Here is a 16,590-nt window from a genome sequence, read left to right on the forward strand (position 1 = left end):
CTCTGCATGATGGCTTTGACTACGACAAGATTGGGTCACTGTCGATACTGCATTATCTGAACACCTTCGAATGAAGAAACGTCTATTCGTGCTGCTGCTGACTTTGGCAATAGCTTTGCCGCTGGCCGCCCAGCAGCGCTATGAGCTGAATTCGGGCTGGCTGGCCCAACCCATTGCCAAAGTGCAGGCGGAAGGGCCGCAAGTCTCGCAACCTACCTACCCGCTCACGGGCTGGCTGCCGGCCGTGGTGCCGGGCACGGTGCTCACCACCCAGCTGGCCAACAAGCAGGTGCCCGACCCGTTTTTTGGGATGAACAACCAGCGCATTCCTGACATCTACCGCACCGGGCCGGACTATTACACCTACTGGTTTGTCAAGGATTTTCAGGAAGCGCCGGCCGCAAGTAACGGCCAGGTGTGGCTGCACCTGCGGGGCGTGAACTACAGCTGTGAGGTGTTTCTGAACGGGCAAAAGCTCAACCAGCAAACCCACCGCGGCATGTTTCTGCGCCAGAGCTACAACATCACGCCCCATCTGGCCCGGGACGGCCGCAACCGCCTGGCCGTGCTGGTGTACCCACCCGCCCCCGTGGGCAACCCCAACGGCGGCCAGGCCGGCGACGGTACCATTGCCCGCAACGTGGCCCATCAGTACGTGGCCGGCTGGGACTGGATTCAGCCCATCCGGGACCGGAATACGGGCATCTGGGATAAGGTGACGATTGAAAAAACCGGCCCCGTCAACCTCAAGAATCCGCACATCATCACCCGCGTAACGGGCCTGCGCAAACCCAACGGCCCCCAGCAGCCAGCTCAGCTCGACGTGACGGCCGAACTGGAAAACCCAACCGACAAAAAGGTGACGGGTACGCTGCAGTACACCATCGAGGGCCAAACGGTGCGGCAGAAAGTAACGGTGCCGGCCCGCTCTACCCAACTGGTACGCCTGCCCCAGCTCACGCTTTCTAATCCCAAACTGTGGTGGCCGAACGGCTATGGCGCGCAGCATCTGTATTCCTCACAGCTGCAGTTTATGGTGAGTAAAACCGTGTCGGATGTGGAGGAGGTGACGGTGGGCGTGCGTGAAATTCGGCCTGAGTGGAACGCCCGTACCCAGAGTATGCAGGTGCTGGTGAACGGGCAGCGCATCTTCATCAAGGGCGGCAACTGGATTATTTCTGATGCCATGCTGCGCTTCTCGGAGGCCCGCTATGATGCCGAAATCCGCTTCCACCGGGACATGAATCTGAATCTGATTCGGGTGTGGGGCGGGGCGCTGGTGGAGCGGCCCGAGTTCTACCGGGCCTGCGACCAGTACGGGCTGCTGGTGATGCAGGACTTCTGGATGACGGGCGACGCCAACGGCCGCTGGGTAGACCCGCTGAAGCTGGACGACCAGTACGCCCGCCGCCAGTATCCCCAAGACCACCGCCTGTTCCTGCGCTCCGCCGCCGACCAGGTGAAGATGGTACGCAACCACGCCTCCCTGGCCATCTGGTGTGGGGGCAACGAAATCACCCCGCCCCGCGACATCCTCACGGCCCTGCAGGATTCCATTCTGCCCCAGCTGGATGGCACTCGCTGGTTTGTGCCCTACTCCAACGCCGACAGCATGTCGATGAACACCCTGGGTGGGGGCGGCGACGGACCCTACACCATCCAGCCAATCAGCCGCTTCTGGAGCCAGCGCACGTATCCGTTCAACTCGGAAGTGGGCTCGGTAGGCGTGGGCGACTTGGAGTCGCTGGAGCGGTTTTTGCCGGCCGCCAACCTGGTGCCGCCGCAGTTTACGGGCACCCCGGCCAGGCCCGCAGAGAAAGTTGATTCGGTGTGGGACTACCACAAGTACATCGGCTACGAAAACTACCTGCTGCCCTACGGCGCGCCCACCGATGCCCGCGACTTCGGCCGCAAAGCCCAACTGGTAAACTACGAGCAGTACCGGGCCCTGATGGAGGGCTTCAGCGCCCACATGTGGGACTGGTACACGGGTAGCATCATTTGGAAAACCCAGAACCCCTGGACCGCCTTACGCGGGCAGATGTACGACTACTACCTCGACCCCAACGCCTGCCTCTACGGCCTGCGCACCGGCAGTGAGCCCGTGCACGTGCAGTACAACCCCGTGGACAGCGTGGTGATGCTGACCAACAACAGCTTCGAGGCGCAGCGCGACCTGATGCTGGTGGTGGATGCCTACGATATGGCGGGCAAGAAGACGAGCATCACCCAGGTCATCGTGGAAATCAACCCATCGATGTCCAAGAAGTACCTGCCCATTAACGGTGTGGTGCGGCAGCTAGCGAAGGATAAAGGAATGTTCCTGTCGTTGCAGCTCCTCAATCTCAGCAAGCAGCCCGTCAGCCAGAACCTCTATTGGCTGCCCGATAGCAAGGGCGAATACTCCGGCCTGAAAACCATGCCCAAGGCAGCCCCGCAAGTGGTTGCGAAGTCGGTAGGAACGGGCAAGGTGGAAGTGGTGCTGACCAACCCGACCGGCGCGCCGGTAGCCTTCTTCAACCGCCTGGCCCTCCTGAACCCCGCCACCCAAAAGCGCATTCTGCCCGTGTTCTACTCCGATAATTACGTGTCGGTGCTGCCGGGCGAGCTGAAAACCGTGCTGCTGGATTACACGCCGACCTCTGACGTGCCCGCGCCGGTGGTGGCAGTGGAAGGCTGGAACGTGGTGAAGCAGCTGGTGCCCGTGGCCGTCAAGTAGGCGGGTTACTGAATACTATTAGAACGTCATTTTATGCTCGGTTTTCTTCGTTCAGCCCTTATTCCCGCCACGGCCGTAGCCGGTGTAGCCGCCACAGTAGCCTGCACCCGAACCCAACCGGCCAGTACGCCGACGGCAACAACCAAAGCCCCCGAAGCCAGCCTCACACGCTACGTCGACCTCTACATTGGCACGGGCGGGCACGGGCACGTGTTTCTGGGGGCGAATGTGCCGTTTGGGGCGGTGCAGCTGGGGCCGGTGAACGTAACCGAGGGCTGGGACTGGTGCTCGGGCTACCACTACTCCGATTCGACCATTGTGGGCTTCGCGCACACCCACCTCAGCGGCACCGGCATCGGCGACCTGGGCGACGTGACGGTGATGCCGACCACAGGGCCGGTGCGCGTGACGGAAGGCCGGGCGAAAAACCCGGAGCGGGGCCTGTTGTCGTTTTTCTCGCATAAGGAGGAAGAGGCCCGGCCCGGGTACTACGCCGTGCGCCTGAAGCGCTACGACATCCGGGCCGAGCTGACGGCCACCGAGCGGGTGGGCTTCCACCAGTACACCTTCCCCAAGTCCGACGCCTCCCACCTGGTGTTCGATTTGCAGCAGGGCATCGGCTGGGATTTGGCCACCGACACCCACATCGAGCAGCTCAACGATAGCACGCTCATCGGCTACCGCAACTCTAAAGGCTGGGCCGAGGATCAGCGCGTGTACTTCGCGGCCATTGTTTCCAAGCCCATCCGCAGCTTCAGCAGCGTGCAGGTGCTCGATACACTAGGCAACACCAAGCCCGCCGCTACCGGCAACCGCATCAAGGGCGTGCTCACCTTCGCCACCCAGGCCGGGGAGCAGGTGAAGCTGAAAGTAGGCATTTCTCCCGTCAGTACCGAAGGCGCTTTGGCGAATATCCGAGCCGAAATTCCGCACTGGAACTTCGCTAAAGTGGTGGCGCAGGCCGATGCTGTCTGGAATCGGGAGCTGCAGAAGGTGCAGGTGCAGACCAATGAAACCCGCCTTAGAACCTTCTACACGGCCCTCTACCATACCATGATTGCGCCCTCGGTGTTTAACGACCACAACGGCGACTACCGGGGCACCGACAAGCAGGTGCACCGCAACCCCGGTTTCACCAACCTCACCACCTTCTCGCTCTGGGACACCTACCGGGCTGCGCACCCGCTGTTCACCATTCTGCAGCCCGAGCGGGTGAATGATATGGTGAGCAGCATGCTGGCCATTTACCAGCAGCAAGGCAAACTGCCCGTGTGGCATCTGATGGGCAACGAAACCAACTGCATGGTGGGCTACAGCGCCGTGCCCGTGGTGGCCGATGCCTACCTGAAGGGTTTCAAAGGCTTCGATGCCAACTTGGCCTACGAGGCCGTTAAAGCCACCGCCATGCGCGACGAGTTCGGGCTGAAAGCGGTGAAAGCCCAGGGCTTCATTCCGGCCAACGGCGAGGTGGAAAGTGTGTCGAAAGGCCTGGAATACGCTTTAGCCGACTGGTGCATTGCTCAGATGGCCCGTAAAATGGGTAAGACCGAGGATTACGCCTACTTCAGCCAGCGGGCCCGCAACTACCAGAACTACTTCGACAAGCGAGCCGGCTTTATGCGCGGCCGCGTTTCGCAAACGGAGTGGCGCACGCCCTTCGACCCGTTCCAATCGGTGCATATGAAGAGTGACTTCACCGAGGGCAACGCCTGGCAGTACACCTGGCTGGTGCCCCAGGATGTGGAGGGCCTGATTACGCTGCTGGGCGGGGAGCAACGGTTTACCCAGAAGCTGGATTCCCTGTTTCTGGTGAAAGGCAGCATGGGCGCGGAAGCCTCCCCAGATATTTCGGGGCTCATGGGGATGTATGCCCACGGCAACGAGCCGGGCCACCACATCACCTACCTCTACAACTACCTGGGCCAGCCCTGGAAAACGGCTGAGAAGGTGCGCTTCATCACCGAGAACTTCTACACGGCCAAGCCCGACGGCATCATCGGCAACGAGGACGTGGGGCAGATGTCGGCCTGGCATGTGTTTTCCACCTTGGGCTTCTACCCGCTGAATCCGGCCAACGGCGCTTACGTGTTCGGCAGTCCGGCCGTGGAGCGGGCTACCATCCGGCTGGCCGCCGGCAAAACGCTCATCATCGAGGCGAAAAACAACAGCGCGGCAAATAAGTACATCCAGCGCGTAACCCGCAACGGTCAGCCCTATTCCAAGTCCTACATCACGCACCAGGATTTGCTGCAGGGCGGAACGCTGGTGTTTGAAATGGGCCCGAATCCCAGCCTGACCTGGGGCGTGGCTCCCGCCGACCGGCCGAAGTCGGTGCTGTAAAAAAGGTCAGCGTGCTCTGCCAGGTACATAACAGAACGTCATGCTGAGCGCAGCCGAAGCATCTCTGCTGCTTCGTTGCACTGGCACTAAGTATCAGCGGTAGAGATGCTTCGGCTGCACTCAGCATGACGTTCGGAATTTATCTACCGGACTTCCTGAAGAGCTGCTGACATCATCGCACAGGTTGCCTTTGGCTCCGCATGACGTTCTTGTACACCCAAATTCTCCTCACAAATTCCCACTGAACCGATGAACCGCCGCCACTTTCTTCAGGGACTTACGCTGCTTTCCGGCGGCACGCTGCTGCAACCTACCTCCGTGCTGGCCGTGGCCCCTAACTTCCCGGTGGTGCGGCCCGCGGAGGCGAAGCGGCGGTTTCGGAGCCGCGCGGTGGAAGCGGCCATCAAAGAGTTTCAGAAGAAGGTGCCCAACCAGGAGCTGGGCTGGCTGTTCGGCAACTGCTTCCCCAGCACCCTCGATACCACGGTTACCTACGCCCTGCGCGAAGGGCGGCCGGATACCTACGTCATCACCGGCGACATTGACGCCATGTGGCTGCGCGACTCCTCGGCCCAGGTATGGCCCTATTTGCAGTTTGTGGGCAAGGATGCGGAGCTGCGGCAGTTGGTGGCCGGCGTCATCAACCGCCAAACTCGCTGCATCCTCAAAGACCCCTACGCCAATGCGTTTTACGGCGACGACACGCGGGTAGGGGAGTGGAAATCGGACCTGACGGCTATGCAACCGGGTGTGCACGAGCGGAAATGGGAAATCGACTCGCTCTGCTACCCCATCCGACTGGCCTACCACTACTGGAAAATCACGAAGGACACGGCTCCATTTGATGCGACCTGGCAGCGGGCTATTACGCTGGTGCTGCAAACCTTCCGGGAGCAGCAGCGCAAGGATGGTTTGGGCCCCTACAAGTTCCAGCGCGAAACCGCCAAAGCCACCGATACCCAGCCCATGAACGGCTACGGCTACCCCGTGCGCCCGGTGGGCCTGATCTGCTCGGCCTTTCGCCCCAGCGACGACGCCACGCTCTATTCCTTTCTGGTGCCCAGCAACTTCTTCGCCGTCACCAGCCTGCGTCAGGCCGCCGAGATGCTGACCCAGCTTCGCCAGGATACCGCCACGGCCCGGCAGCTCACCACCCTGGCCGACGAGGTAGAAGCCGCCCTGCGTCAGTACGCCGTCGTCGACCACCCAAAACACGGTAAGCTGTACGCCTACGAGGTGGACGGTTTCGGCAGCCAGGTGCTCATGGACGACGCCAACGTGCCCAGCCTGCTGGCCCTGCCCTACCTGGGCGCCCTGCCAGCCATCGACCCCATCTACCAGAACACCCGCCGGTTTCTGCTCTCCGAGAACAACCCGTTCTTTTTCAAGGGCACAGCCGCCGAGGGCATCGGCGGCCCCCACGTGGGCCAGGACATGATCTGGCCCATTGCCCTGACTATGCGCGGCCTCACCAGCTTGCAGGACGACGAAATCCGGGCTTGCGTGCAGAGCCTGCGCGCCACCCACGCCGGCACCGGCTACATGCACGAAGCCTTCCACAAGGACGACGCCAGTAAGTTCACCCGGGCCTGGTTTGCCTGGGCCAACACCTTATTCGGGGAGTTTCTGTGGAAGGTATACCAGGAGAAGCCCCAGCTGCTGGCCTAGCCTCAAACGGCTGACTTACCGCCCGTACTACCCGAATTCAGGGCCTGCGAGGTGCTTTATAGAGCTACGCCTGCTAGCCGGGGTAACGGCCCATCAGGTGCACTAGTCTGCGGTAGGCTACGCGCAAGGGGCTACCTTTAGGGCTCGTTTTTCAAGATCAGCCCGCCATGAACGCCACGCAGCAAGAAGAAAAAGAATACCTGGAAGAAATAAAGGAGAAGCTGGGGCTGGCGGTCCGGCGGGTTGATACGGCCGTAAAGCAGTTCTCGGAAGAGCTGCGGCAGAAAAAGCAGTACATCCACGAGCACCAGTCGGGCATGGATGAGGCCGATATGGTAGCCGCCGACCAATCCATCAACCGGATGGCCTTCACGGGCGAGGGGGCCGTGGCCCGCAAGCGCCGCCTGCTCAAGCTGGGCCAGTCGCCCTACTTCGGTCGCATCGATTTTGCCCCCCGGGGCCAGGCCGCGTCGGCGGTGTACATCGGGGTACATTCCTTTTTCGATGAACAGCAGCGCCAGAACCTGATTTACGACTGGCGGGCTCCCATCTCCTCCTTATTCTATGATTTCGAGCTGGGTGAGGCCGCCTACGCCACTCCGTCGGGCACCATTGAGGGCACCATCGGGCTGAAGCGCCAGTACAAAATCCGGGACGGCCGCCTGGAATTCATGCTCGACAGCGACGTGAACATTCACGACGACGTGTTGCAGCAGGAGCTGGCCAAATCATCCGACGATAAGATGAAGAACATCGTCGCCACCATTCAGCGCGACCAGAACGCGGTAATCCGCAACGAGGAAGCCACGGTAATGGTGATTCAGGGCGTGGCCGGCTCGGGCAAAACCTCCATTGCTTTGCACCGCATTGCCTTTCTGCTCTACCGCTACCGCGAAACCATCCAGGCCAAAGACATCCTGATTATCTCGCCCAACAAGGTGTTTGCCGACTACATTTCCAACGTGCTGCCCGAGCTGGGGGAGGAGCACATTCCGGAGCTGGGCATGGAGGAGCTGGCCGCCGATTTGCTGGAAAACCGCTACCAGTTTCAGACCTTCTTCGACCAGGTTTCGGCCCTGCTGGAACACCACGACGCGGCGTTTATCGAGCGTATCCGGTTTAAGTCGTCGTTTGAGTTCCTAAGCCAGCTGAACCAGTACCTGCTGCACATCGAGAATACTTATTTCACGGTACGGGAGCTGCGCGTGGGCCGTACGGTAGTGCCCGCCGCGTTCATCCAGCAGAAATTCCGGAGCTACCACCGGGTGCCGTTGCTGAAACGGTTTGCGCTGGTGGCCAATGATGTGCGGGCCCAGGTGCGCGACGCGGCCGGCCGCAAGCTCACGGGCCAGGAAAAAGCCGCCATCGGGGAGGGTATTCCGCGCATGTTTAAGCTGCAGAACGTGCTGGATCTGTACCGGGACTTTTTCCGTTGGGTCGGTCGGCCCGAGCTGCTGAAGCTCCACCCCAGTCAGCCCCTGGAATACGCCGATGTGTTTGCCTTGATTTACCTGCGCATCCGCCTGGAAGGCTTGCCCGGCTACGACCACGTAAAGCACTTGTTGGTAGACGAAATGCAGGATTATACGCCCGTGCAGTACGCCGTGCTGTCCCGGATATTTCGCTGCCGCAAAACCATTCTCGGCGACGTAAGCCAGACGGTAAACCCCTACAGCGCCTCCTCGGCCGAAGCCATTGAGCGGGTGTTTCCCCAGGCCGACATTGTCCGGCTCTACCGCAGCTACCGCTCCACCATTGAAATTACGGCCTTTGCCCAGCACATTGCGCCCAACCCCAACATTCTGCCGCTGGAGCGGCACGGGCCAGCTCCCACGGTAACGCGCTTCTCTACCCGTCAGGAGGAGCTGGAGGCCCTGCGGCAGCTGATTACGAGCTTCAAAAACGCCGGTAGTCACTCGCTGGGCATCATCTGCAAAACCCTGGAGCAGGCCGAGCAGGCATACGAAGCGCTGGAAGGGCCCAACGTGCACCTGCTCACCGATGAATCCACGAAGTTCAAGGAGGGCGTCATCATTACCACGGCCCACCTGGCCAAGGGGCTGGAGTTTGATGAGGTAGTGGTGCCCTTCGTTTCCGCCCGCAACTACACCACCGCCGTCGATAAAGGTATGCTGTATATTGCCTGCACCCGGGCCATGCACCGGCTTACGCTCACGCACACCGGGGAGCCCACGGCCTTTCTTCCGGCCTGAAAACCGGTGGGCTTAAGCTAGGGGCAATAGAGTTTCATACTCATTAAAAGCGAGTTTGAGAATGTCGTTTCTGTCATGCTGAGCGCAGCCGAAGCATCTCTACCTCTGGCTAATCCAAGAGGGTAGCAACGAAGCGGTAGAGATGCTTCGACAAGCTCAGCGTGACAGAAACGACGTTTTCATACATTCTCAAACTCGCTCACTTATTCCTGCGTCTGATGCTGAAAACTGCGTATTTGTCCGGGTTATTGCTGGTGGTGCTTTTCCTGGTGGTCGCGCACCCGGCCCGCAGCCAGGGCCGCGCGGCTCCGCTGGTTATGGGCGAAACGTTTACGCTTTCCTCGGCCGCCCTCGGCGAAACCCGCCGCATCAACGTGTACCTGCCGCCCGCCTACGTCGATTCGGCCACGGCTGCCCCGCTGCCCGTGCTGTACATGCCCGATGGGGGCCTGGCCGAAGACTTTCTGCACGTGGCCGGCCTGGTGCAGGTGCTCACCGGCAATGGCTCCATGCGGCCGTTCATCCTGGTAGGCATCGAAAATACCCAGCGGCGGCGCGACCTAACCGGCCCCACCACCAACCCGGAAGACCAGAAGATAGCCCCACGCGTTGGGGGTTCCGCTGCTTACCGCACCTTTATCCGAGCGGAGCTGATGCCCCACATCCGGCAACGCTACCGCACCAGTCCCGAAACTGCGGTGGTGGGGGAGTCGTTGGCGGGCTTGTTCGTGCTGGAAACGTTGCTGCTGGAACCGTCACTGTTCACTACCTATGTGGCCTTCGACCCCAGCGTGTGGTGGAACAAGGGCCAGCTGGTGAACCAGATGGAAAAGCAGCTGCGCGCTTACTCTGGCCCGGCCAAAACCCTCTACATCGGCTCCAGCCGCGACAACGAGAAGATACCCGAGACCCAGCGTTTGGCAATGGTGCTGCGCAAAGCTCCCCAAACCAGCCTGCGGGTACACTACCAAACTCTGCCAGCGGAAACCCATGCCACCATTTATCATCCGGCGGCGCTGCAGGCTTTTCGGAGTGTATTCCAGCCCAAGCCGACTTCCGCTAAGTAGTTGACCCAGGCTTACAAAGAAGGCTAAAAGCGTATGCGGTGAGAGTGCGTTGGATGACCTGAAAAGCCTGAGCTGCGCGGCCGCCCCGGTTAGTTCTGCAGTGTGAACAATGGCAGGGACTTGAGCGCGGCGTATTTGCCGCCCAGCTGCTCCAGTTCGGCGGCGTGCACCTGCAAATAGTTGTTGAAACGGGTGGCAGCCTCATCGTAGCGGACGCGGTAGCTGACCAGGTCCGTATCGGCAGTTTGAATTTGGGTGGTAAGCTGGGCCACTGCCGAACCCGGCTCGGGTTGGGCAGGCACGAGGGCGTACACCACCCGCAACAGCGAGTCCTGGGCCGTATCATACGCATCAATCCGGGCCGATTCGGCCATTGTCTGGCGGTTGTACCGCAGGCGGGAAAGCCGGTCGTTGGCATACTGCAGGCTGGCCAGCTGCTGGCGGTTGGCAGCAGGCTGGGCCGTTAGCTCCCGCAGCAGGCGGTTGGTGTCGCGTAGCTTGGCGTCGTCGGAGGTTTGCATTTCACTCCAGCGGGCCTCCACGCTGTCCTGCAAAATATCCAGCTGCACCTTCACCGCCTGGGCCGAAGCAGGGTCGATGGCCTTGGGCGTGCGGTTACAGCTGAGGAAACTAACGGTTACCAGCAGCAGCAAAAAAGAAGAAAGGCGCATCATAGCAGCAGTGTAAAGCGAATAGGGTAGCACATCAACGTAATTTCGGCCAAAAACGGTCAATGCAAGGCGTCAGGCTTTCACGGAGCATCGGCCGCTAGCTGCTGCCCTACCAAGACGGCCACCCAACCCGGCAGCTGGGCAAGAGCAGCTACCAGCCGGCAGCATAAATATAACAAGCAGGTGCCAGCAGAGTTGCGCGCTGTATGAAATAGATAAGGTATTGAATTCATGTTGGTTATAGATGAAGTAAGCAATAAGCTCGACTATAAAGGCCTGCTTTTTTCCTGACTTGGTATTGTCCAGGGCCGCCGTAATTGCCCTATCTTTGTGGTCGGTTCATCCACACCTTTTCAACCTCAACTGCATGAAAAAGAACTACATTCTGGCCTCGGCCCTGTTACTGGCTACCGCTACTACCTCGTTTGGTCAAGGAACCGAGCTTTTCTTCTCTGAGTACGACGAAGGAGCGCACCAATCCGGCACCAGCTACAACGGCGGTATATCTAACTCCACTGGCAACGAGCGGGCTATGGAAGTGTTCAACCCCACGCTCGGGCCCGTCAACCTGAATGCCTACTCGATTCGGCGCTACTCGAACGGCGCTACAACGCCCTTCCAGGAGGAGAAGCTGAAACGCACCACCGGCTCCAACGTGCTCAACTCGGCTGACGTGTTTGTGTACGCCTGCGGGCAAGCAACGCTGACCAAAATCCTGAACGAAGCCGACCAGCTTTGTGCCCCGTACCAAACCGCTCCTGACGCCACCAACTCGGTGTTGACGTTCGGTGGTGCGGCTTATTTCAGCGGCAACGACGCCATGGCGCTGGTACGCTGGACCGGGGCTTCGGCCGGGCTGGGTACGCCCATTCTGGTAGACATCTTCGGGGTAATCGGTCAGGATCCGGGCACTTCCTGGTCGGCGCAGGATGCCGCCGGCACGGCTGTTACTTCCGCAAACCAGTCGTTGGTTCGTCGGGAAACGGTTTCCACTGGCGTCCGCACCAACCCGGAGCCCCAGGGTGGTACCTCAACGGCCCGCACCGGGTTCAATATTGCTACCGAGTGGGAGTCTTACTCTACTGCTTTCCCCAACAACACACTGGACCCCACCGCGCAGAGCTACGCCCGCCTGGGGGCGCATGAGTACAGCGGCCCTTACGGCAGCTACGCCCCGCTGAAAACGCTGGAGAAATTCAACTCCTCCATCAGCGTGTTCCCGAACCCGGCCAACGGTCAGGCTTTCGTCCAGATCAAAGGTGCTAAAGTAGGCTCGGTAACGGTACTGAACAGCCTGGGCCAGCGCATCACCGCTCAGCCTCGTGGCCTGAGCGAGGAAATCCTCACCCTGAACGTTTCGGGCCTCACCCCCGGCCTGTACTTCGTGCAGTTTGTGTCGCAGGATGGACAGCTGAAAGTGTACAAAGAGCTGATGGTGAAGTAAGTAGCAGATTCTGCTGATTGCACATATTTTTTCGTGCTGTCCCCAAAAACAACAACGCCCGTGACTTGTCGTGGGCGTTGTTGTTGTTCAGTGGCTATGCGTGGCTAAAGCAACCAGTAGCGCCTGTACCCCCGAGCGGTGTGCTGTTCGTACCTTTGCTCCGCCTGCACAGTCGGGCAAGAAATCTGCGCAAGCTGCGTAATCAGCAAAATCCGTGAGTATATGACGCCTTTAGATAAAGTGGGAGAATTTGGCCTGATTCGTCGGATTCAGGAAACCGTGCACCTGCAGCAGCCCAGCACCGTCCTCGGCATCGGCGACGATGCGGCTATTCTGGCCCCCCCGGCCGGGCAGGAAGTGGTCATTAGCACCGATTTGCTGGTGGAAGGTGTGCATTTCGACCTCACCTTCTGCCCCCTGAAACACTTGGGCTACAAAGCCGTGGCCGTGAACGTTTCGGATGTGGCCGCCATGAATGCCCTTCCCACCCAGATTGTGGTGGCGCTGAGCGTGCCTTCCCGGTTTTCGGTGGAGGCCGTGGAGGAGCTCTACGAAGGTATTCGGCTGGCTTGCGAAGCCTATAACGTGGACCTCGTGGGCGGCGACACCACCGGCAGCCGCGCCGGCCTCACCATTGGTATTACGGCCCTGGGCCTGGCCGAAGCCGGTAAAGCTGTGCGCCGCAGCGGGGCCGGGGCTAACGACCTGCTCTGCGTAACCGGCGACCTGGGCGGGGCCTATCTGGGCCTGCAGGTATTGGAGCGCGAAAAGCAAGCCTGGCAAGCCGACCCCGAAACCCAGCCTGAGCTCGGCAAATACCCCTACGTGCTGCAGCGCCAGCTTCGCCCCGAAGCCCGCATGGACGTGGTGCACGAGCTGCGCGACCTGGGCGTGGTACCCACCAGCATGATTGACGTTTCTGATGGGCTGGCCTCCGAGGTGCTGCACCTCTGCCAAGCCAGCGGCACTGGGGCCCGCATCTTTTCTGAGAACCTGCCCATTGCCAACCCCAGCCTGGAAGTTGCCAGTGAGTTCAACCTCGACCCCATCATGTGCATGCTCAACGGGGGCGAAGACTACGAGCTGCTGTTCACGGTGCCCCTCTCGGACCACGCCAAAATCAAAAACCACCCCGATATCACCATCATCGGTCACATGGTGGACAAGAGCGAAGGTGCCAATCTCATCACCAAATCCGGCCAACCCATCCCGCTCCGGGCCCAGGGCTTCCAGCATTTTGAATAGCCCACGGTGTGGTCCTACGAGTTGCCGCAGGCCTCGTAGGACCACTTTCGTTGAACAAGAATGAACTACTGATCTTGCGTAACCTCAGCAACGAAAGTGGTCCTACGAGGCCTGCGGCAACTCGTAGGACCACATCTCACTAAAGCTAAAATAAAGCTGTTGCCACGTCATCGGGCAGTGTTTGCAGGATGAGTTGGCCTATTTCTGCCGGCTCGTCAGGCAAATCCAGCAATTCTCGGGCGGCAGCGAAATCACACAAGGTACCGGCCCGCAAGCCAATATAATCTAGGTACGACGACCACACCCACTGCTGGGCGTTGCGGGCCAGTCCTGCCCGCAACGGATTCTGGTGAATGTAGCAGAAACATATACTAGCGTACTGCTCGGTGTCCAGTTCTTTGGCGCGCGTGTGCTGCTGGAATAAGGAACCAGTGCGGTTTTCCTGGCGCTGAATGGCGCGCGTGTAGGAGGATAACCACGTCCGGACTGCCTGACTATATGCCGGGGAGTTGAAATCATCCGGGGTGGCCAGCAGCAAGTGAAAATGGTTGGGCATCAGGCACCAGGCCAGAATGCGGACGTGCGGGGCCAGATACTGTCGCATCTTCACCAGGAAGTAACGGTAATTCTCGGGCTTGTAGAAAAGCAGCTCCTGATTATTGCCCCGGTTATATACGTGGTAAAGTTTGCTGGGCTGAAGAATAAGGCTTGGCATAACGGCATATAGGAAAGCAATAAGGTAGAGATAAGAACGAAGAGGTCCTACTACTTCCGCGTAGCGGGTCGTAGGGCCTCTCTCGTTGCTGAGGTTGCTGACACTCGGTAAGGCGCCTTCGGAGTATTGCTCAATGAGAGTGGTCCTACGACCCGCTGCGTGGAAGTCGTAGGACCACAACGTGCTGGTTAGTCCTCCGGGTAGGGCACGTACACGAAGTTGGTGAACTCCTCGTCGAGTACGAACAGACAGCAGTACTCGTCGGCGTCGCGGTAGGTTTGCTGGAAGGCCTCTATGCCATTTTCGTTGATGATGCCCTGCTGCACGAACAGCTCCAGGTAGCTGGCAAACACGTGCCACTCCAGGTTCAGCTCGTCGGCGTTGATGAGCAGGCCGCCCAGCGGCACCTCCTGGCGGGCAAACACGAAGATGGGATACTTGGAAATATCCCGCTTGCGAATCTGCGAGGAAGCCTCGCTCAGCGTATCGGACACGGTAGCAAAGTCCTTGGTGATGGTGCCGAGGTATTTGCCGTTTAGTTCAGGGTCGTTGGTGTAGTCCATGTTGTTATTCAGTTTGGGCAGGTTTCCACAACAGGTGAAAGGCCGCTCCGAAAGAAAATCCGTTAACAGCTGCCATTAATAATAATGCAAACTCGAATCCTCTGCTTGAACTTGAGTCTTCTCTGAAGAGAAGAGAGGAAAAAACGGATATAAATACCATTAGGCCATATAAACTTATAAGAAGAGCGAACGAGAAAGACCTTAACCTAAGACAAAGTGATTTGATGTATTTTCTAGGTAGCTGGATGCAGATAATATTGAAAGCTAGGCTGGTGAACCAAGTGACCGTGGCAAGGAACAATAATCCTCTTGTATCCGAAAATGTGATTTTCTGACTATCGATAAGCATACATGCAAACGCTGCAAGTTGCATTGCTGCCCAGCCAATAACGAAAGCAATAAAGGAAGCAAGGCTGTAGCTATGCACGATGTTTCGACTTTTTACCAAACAGGATTGTCTACTTCAACTCCAGCAGCACCACATTTTCCACGTGGTGAGTGTGGGGGAACATATCCACGGGCTGCACTTTCACCACTTTATACGCTTCGTCTAGCAGTTCCAGGTCGCGGGCCTGGGTACCGGGGTTACAGCTGACGTAGACGATGCGGGGGGCGCGCATTTCGAGCAGGCGGGCCACTACATCGGGGTGCATGCCGGCGCGGGGCGGGTCGGTGATGATGACGTCGGGGCGGCCGTGTTTCTGGATGAACTCGGCGTTGAGCACGTCCTTCATGTCGCCGGCGTAGAACTCGGTGTTGGTGGTGCCGTTGATTTCGGAGTTGATGTAGGCGTCCTTCACGGCTGATTCCACATACTCCACGCCCACCACGTACCGGGCCTGCCGGGCCACGAAGTTGGCGATGGTGCCGGCCCCGGTGTAGAGGTCATACACCAGCTCCGAGCCGGTGAGCTGGGCGAAGTCGCGGGTGATTTTGTAGAGGTTGAAGGCGCCGTCGGAGTTGGTCTGGTAGAAGGATTTCGGGCCGACGCGGAAGCGCAGGCCTTCCATTTCCTCGTGAATGTGCGGCTCGCCTTTGTAGCACACCACCTCCAGGTCGTGGAAGGTTTCGTTGCCCTTGTCGTTGAGCACGTAGTTGAGGGAGGTGATTTGCGGGAACCGCTCGTGCAGGAAATCCAGCAGCGGAAACAGCGCGTCGTGGGCGTAGTAGCACTGCAGAATCACCATCAGGTCGCCGGTGTTGGCCGTGCGGATGATGAGGTTGCGCAGGAAGCCCTCCTGGGTCACGAGGTTGTTGAAGGGCAACTCGTGCTCCAAGGCGTAGTCGCGCACGGCCAGCCGGATCTGGTTGCTGGGGTCGGGCTGCAGCCAGCAATGATTGATGTCGAGAATCTTATCGAAGCGGCCGGGGGTGTGGAAGCCCAGCACGCGCCGCTCGTAGTTGTGGCCGCTGGCAATCTGCTCATTCGTCAGCCAGCCGTTGTGGCTGAAGGTGTACTCCAGCTTGTTGCGGTAGTAGGTCTGGTCGGGGGAGGGCTGGATGGGCAGGATGTCGGGCAGGGCTACTTTGCCGATGCGCTGCAATGTGTCGGCCACCTGCTGGTGCTTGAACCGGAGCTGGGTTTCGTAGCCCAGGTGCTGCCACTTGCAGCCCCCGCAGGTACCGAAATGCTCGCAGAACGGCTGCACGCGCAGCTCCGAGTATTTGTGGAAGTGCGTGGGTACGGCTTCCAGGAAATTCTTTTTGGCCTTGGTCACGCGCAGATCCACCACGTCGCCGGGGGCCACTTGCGTCACAAAGATGACCAGGTTCTCGCGGCGCACCAGGCACTTGCCCTCGGCCACCATGTCGGTAATTTCGACTTCGCGGAGCAGCTCCGCCGGGATGTTTTTAACTGATTTCCTCACCCGGCAAAGATAACCACTGATTACAGCGGATTTGATGGACTGGTCGGATTTTGTGGAGGATTGCCCAGAGGCGTTGA

The 16,590-nt window shown here is 59.4% G+C and carries 11 protein-coding genes; 7 read left to right on the plus strand and 4 right to left on the minus strand.

From position 1 onward, the window contains the following. The first annotated feature begins 70 nt into the window (after positions 1-70). From ABIB60_RS14005 to ABIB60_RS14025, 5 genes are all read left to right on the plus strand, one after another. Complete coding sequence (locus ABIB60_RS14005; protein WP_354580702.1) at positions 71-2,719, plus strand: glycoside hydrolase family 2 protein; 2,649 nt, start codon at positions 71-73, stop codon at positions 2,717-2,719. 33 nt (positions 2,720-2,752) lie between these two features. Continuing rightward, positions 2,753-5,059, plus strand: a complete 2,307-nt coding sequence (locus ABIB60_RS14010; protein ID WP_354580704.1) for a GH92 family glycosyl hydrolase — start codon at positions 2,753-2,755, stop codon at positions 5,057-5,059. A 249-nt stretch (positions 5,060-5,308) separates the two neighbouring features. After that, positions 5,309-6,727 carry a glycoside hydrolase family 125 protein gene (locus ABIB60_RS14015; RefSeq protein ID WP_354580706.1) on the plus strand — a complete coding sequence of 473 codons (1,419 nt, stop codon included), beginning with the start codon at positions 5,309-5,311 and terminating at the stop codon, positions 6,725-6,727. 167 nt (positions 6,728-6,894) lie between these two features. Beyond that, a complete protein-coding gene (locus ABIB60_RS14020) occupies positions 6,895-8,940 on the plus strand; it encodes a HelD family protein (protein ID WP_354580707.1) in 2,046 nt (681 codons plus the stop codon). Positions 8,941-9,158: 218 nt separating this feature from the next. Next, complete coding sequence (locus ABIB60_RS14025; protein ID WP_354580708.1) at positions 9,159-10,007, plus strand: alpha/beta hydrolase; 849 nt, start codon at positions 9,159-9,161, stop codon at positions 10,005-10,007. An 89-nt stretch (positions 10,008-10,096) separates the two neighbouring features. On the opposite strand, the gene ABIB60_RS14030 is transcribed toward ABIB60_RS14025, so the two are convergent. Next, positions 10,097-10,681, minus strand: coding sequence for a hypothetical protein (locus tag ABIB60_RS14030; RefSeq protein ID WP_354580709.1), 585 nt, complete (start codon positions 10,679-10,681; stop codon positions 10,097-10,099). 364 nt (positions 10,682-11,045) lie between these two features. On the opposite strand from ABIB60_RS14030, the gene ABIB60_RS14035 reads away from it, so the two are divergent. Both ABIB60_RS14035 and thiL read left to right on the plus strand, forming a co-directional pair. Beyond that, positions 11,046-12,122 carry a T9SS type A sorting domain-containing protein gene (locus ABIB60_RS14035; protein ID WP_354580710.1) on the plus strand — a complete coding sequence of 359 codons (1,077 nt, stop codon included), beginning with the start codon at positions 11,046-11,048 and terminating at the stop codon, positions 12,120-12,122. 222 nt (positions 12,123-12,344) lie between these two features. Further along, positions 12,345-13,367, plus strand: coding sequence for a thiamine-phosphate kinase (thiL, locus tag ABIB60_RS14040; RefSeq protein ID WP_354580711.1), 1,023 nt, complete (start codon positions 12,345-12,347; stop codon positions 13,365-13,367). A 145-nt stretch (positions 13,368-13,512) separates the two neighbouring features. Here thiL and ABIB60_RS14045 read toward each other — a convergent pair whose 3' ends face one another. From ABIB60_RS14045 to rlmD, 3 genes are all read right to left on the minus strand, one after another. Continuing rightward, a complete protein-coding gene (locus ABIB60_RS14045; protein ID WP_354580712.1) occupies positions 13,513-14,082 on the minus strand; it encodes a transposase in 570 nt (189 codons plus the stop codon). A 188-nt stretch (positions 14,083-14,270) separates the two neighbouring features. Next, positions 14,271-14,645, minus strand: a complete 375-nt coding sequence (locus tag ABIB60_RS14050; protein ID WP_125419697.1) for a hypothetical protein — start codon at positions 14,643-14,645, stop codon at positions 14,271-14,273. A gap of 458 nt (positions 14,646-15,103) precedes the next feature. After that, positions 15,104-16,513, minus strand: a complete 1,410-nt coding sequence (gene rlmD / locus ABIB60_RS14055; protein ID WP_354580714.1) for a 23S rRNA (uracil(1939)-C(5))-methyltransferase RlmD — start codon at positions 16,511-16,513, stop codon at positions 15,104-15,106. Positions 16,514-16,590: the final 77 nt, after the last annotated feature.

It is taken from the genome of Hymenobacter sp. UYP22 (assembly GCF_040547285.1).
Lineage (GTDB): Bacteria > Bacteroidota > Bacteroidia > Cytophagales > Hymenobacteraceae > Hymenobacter.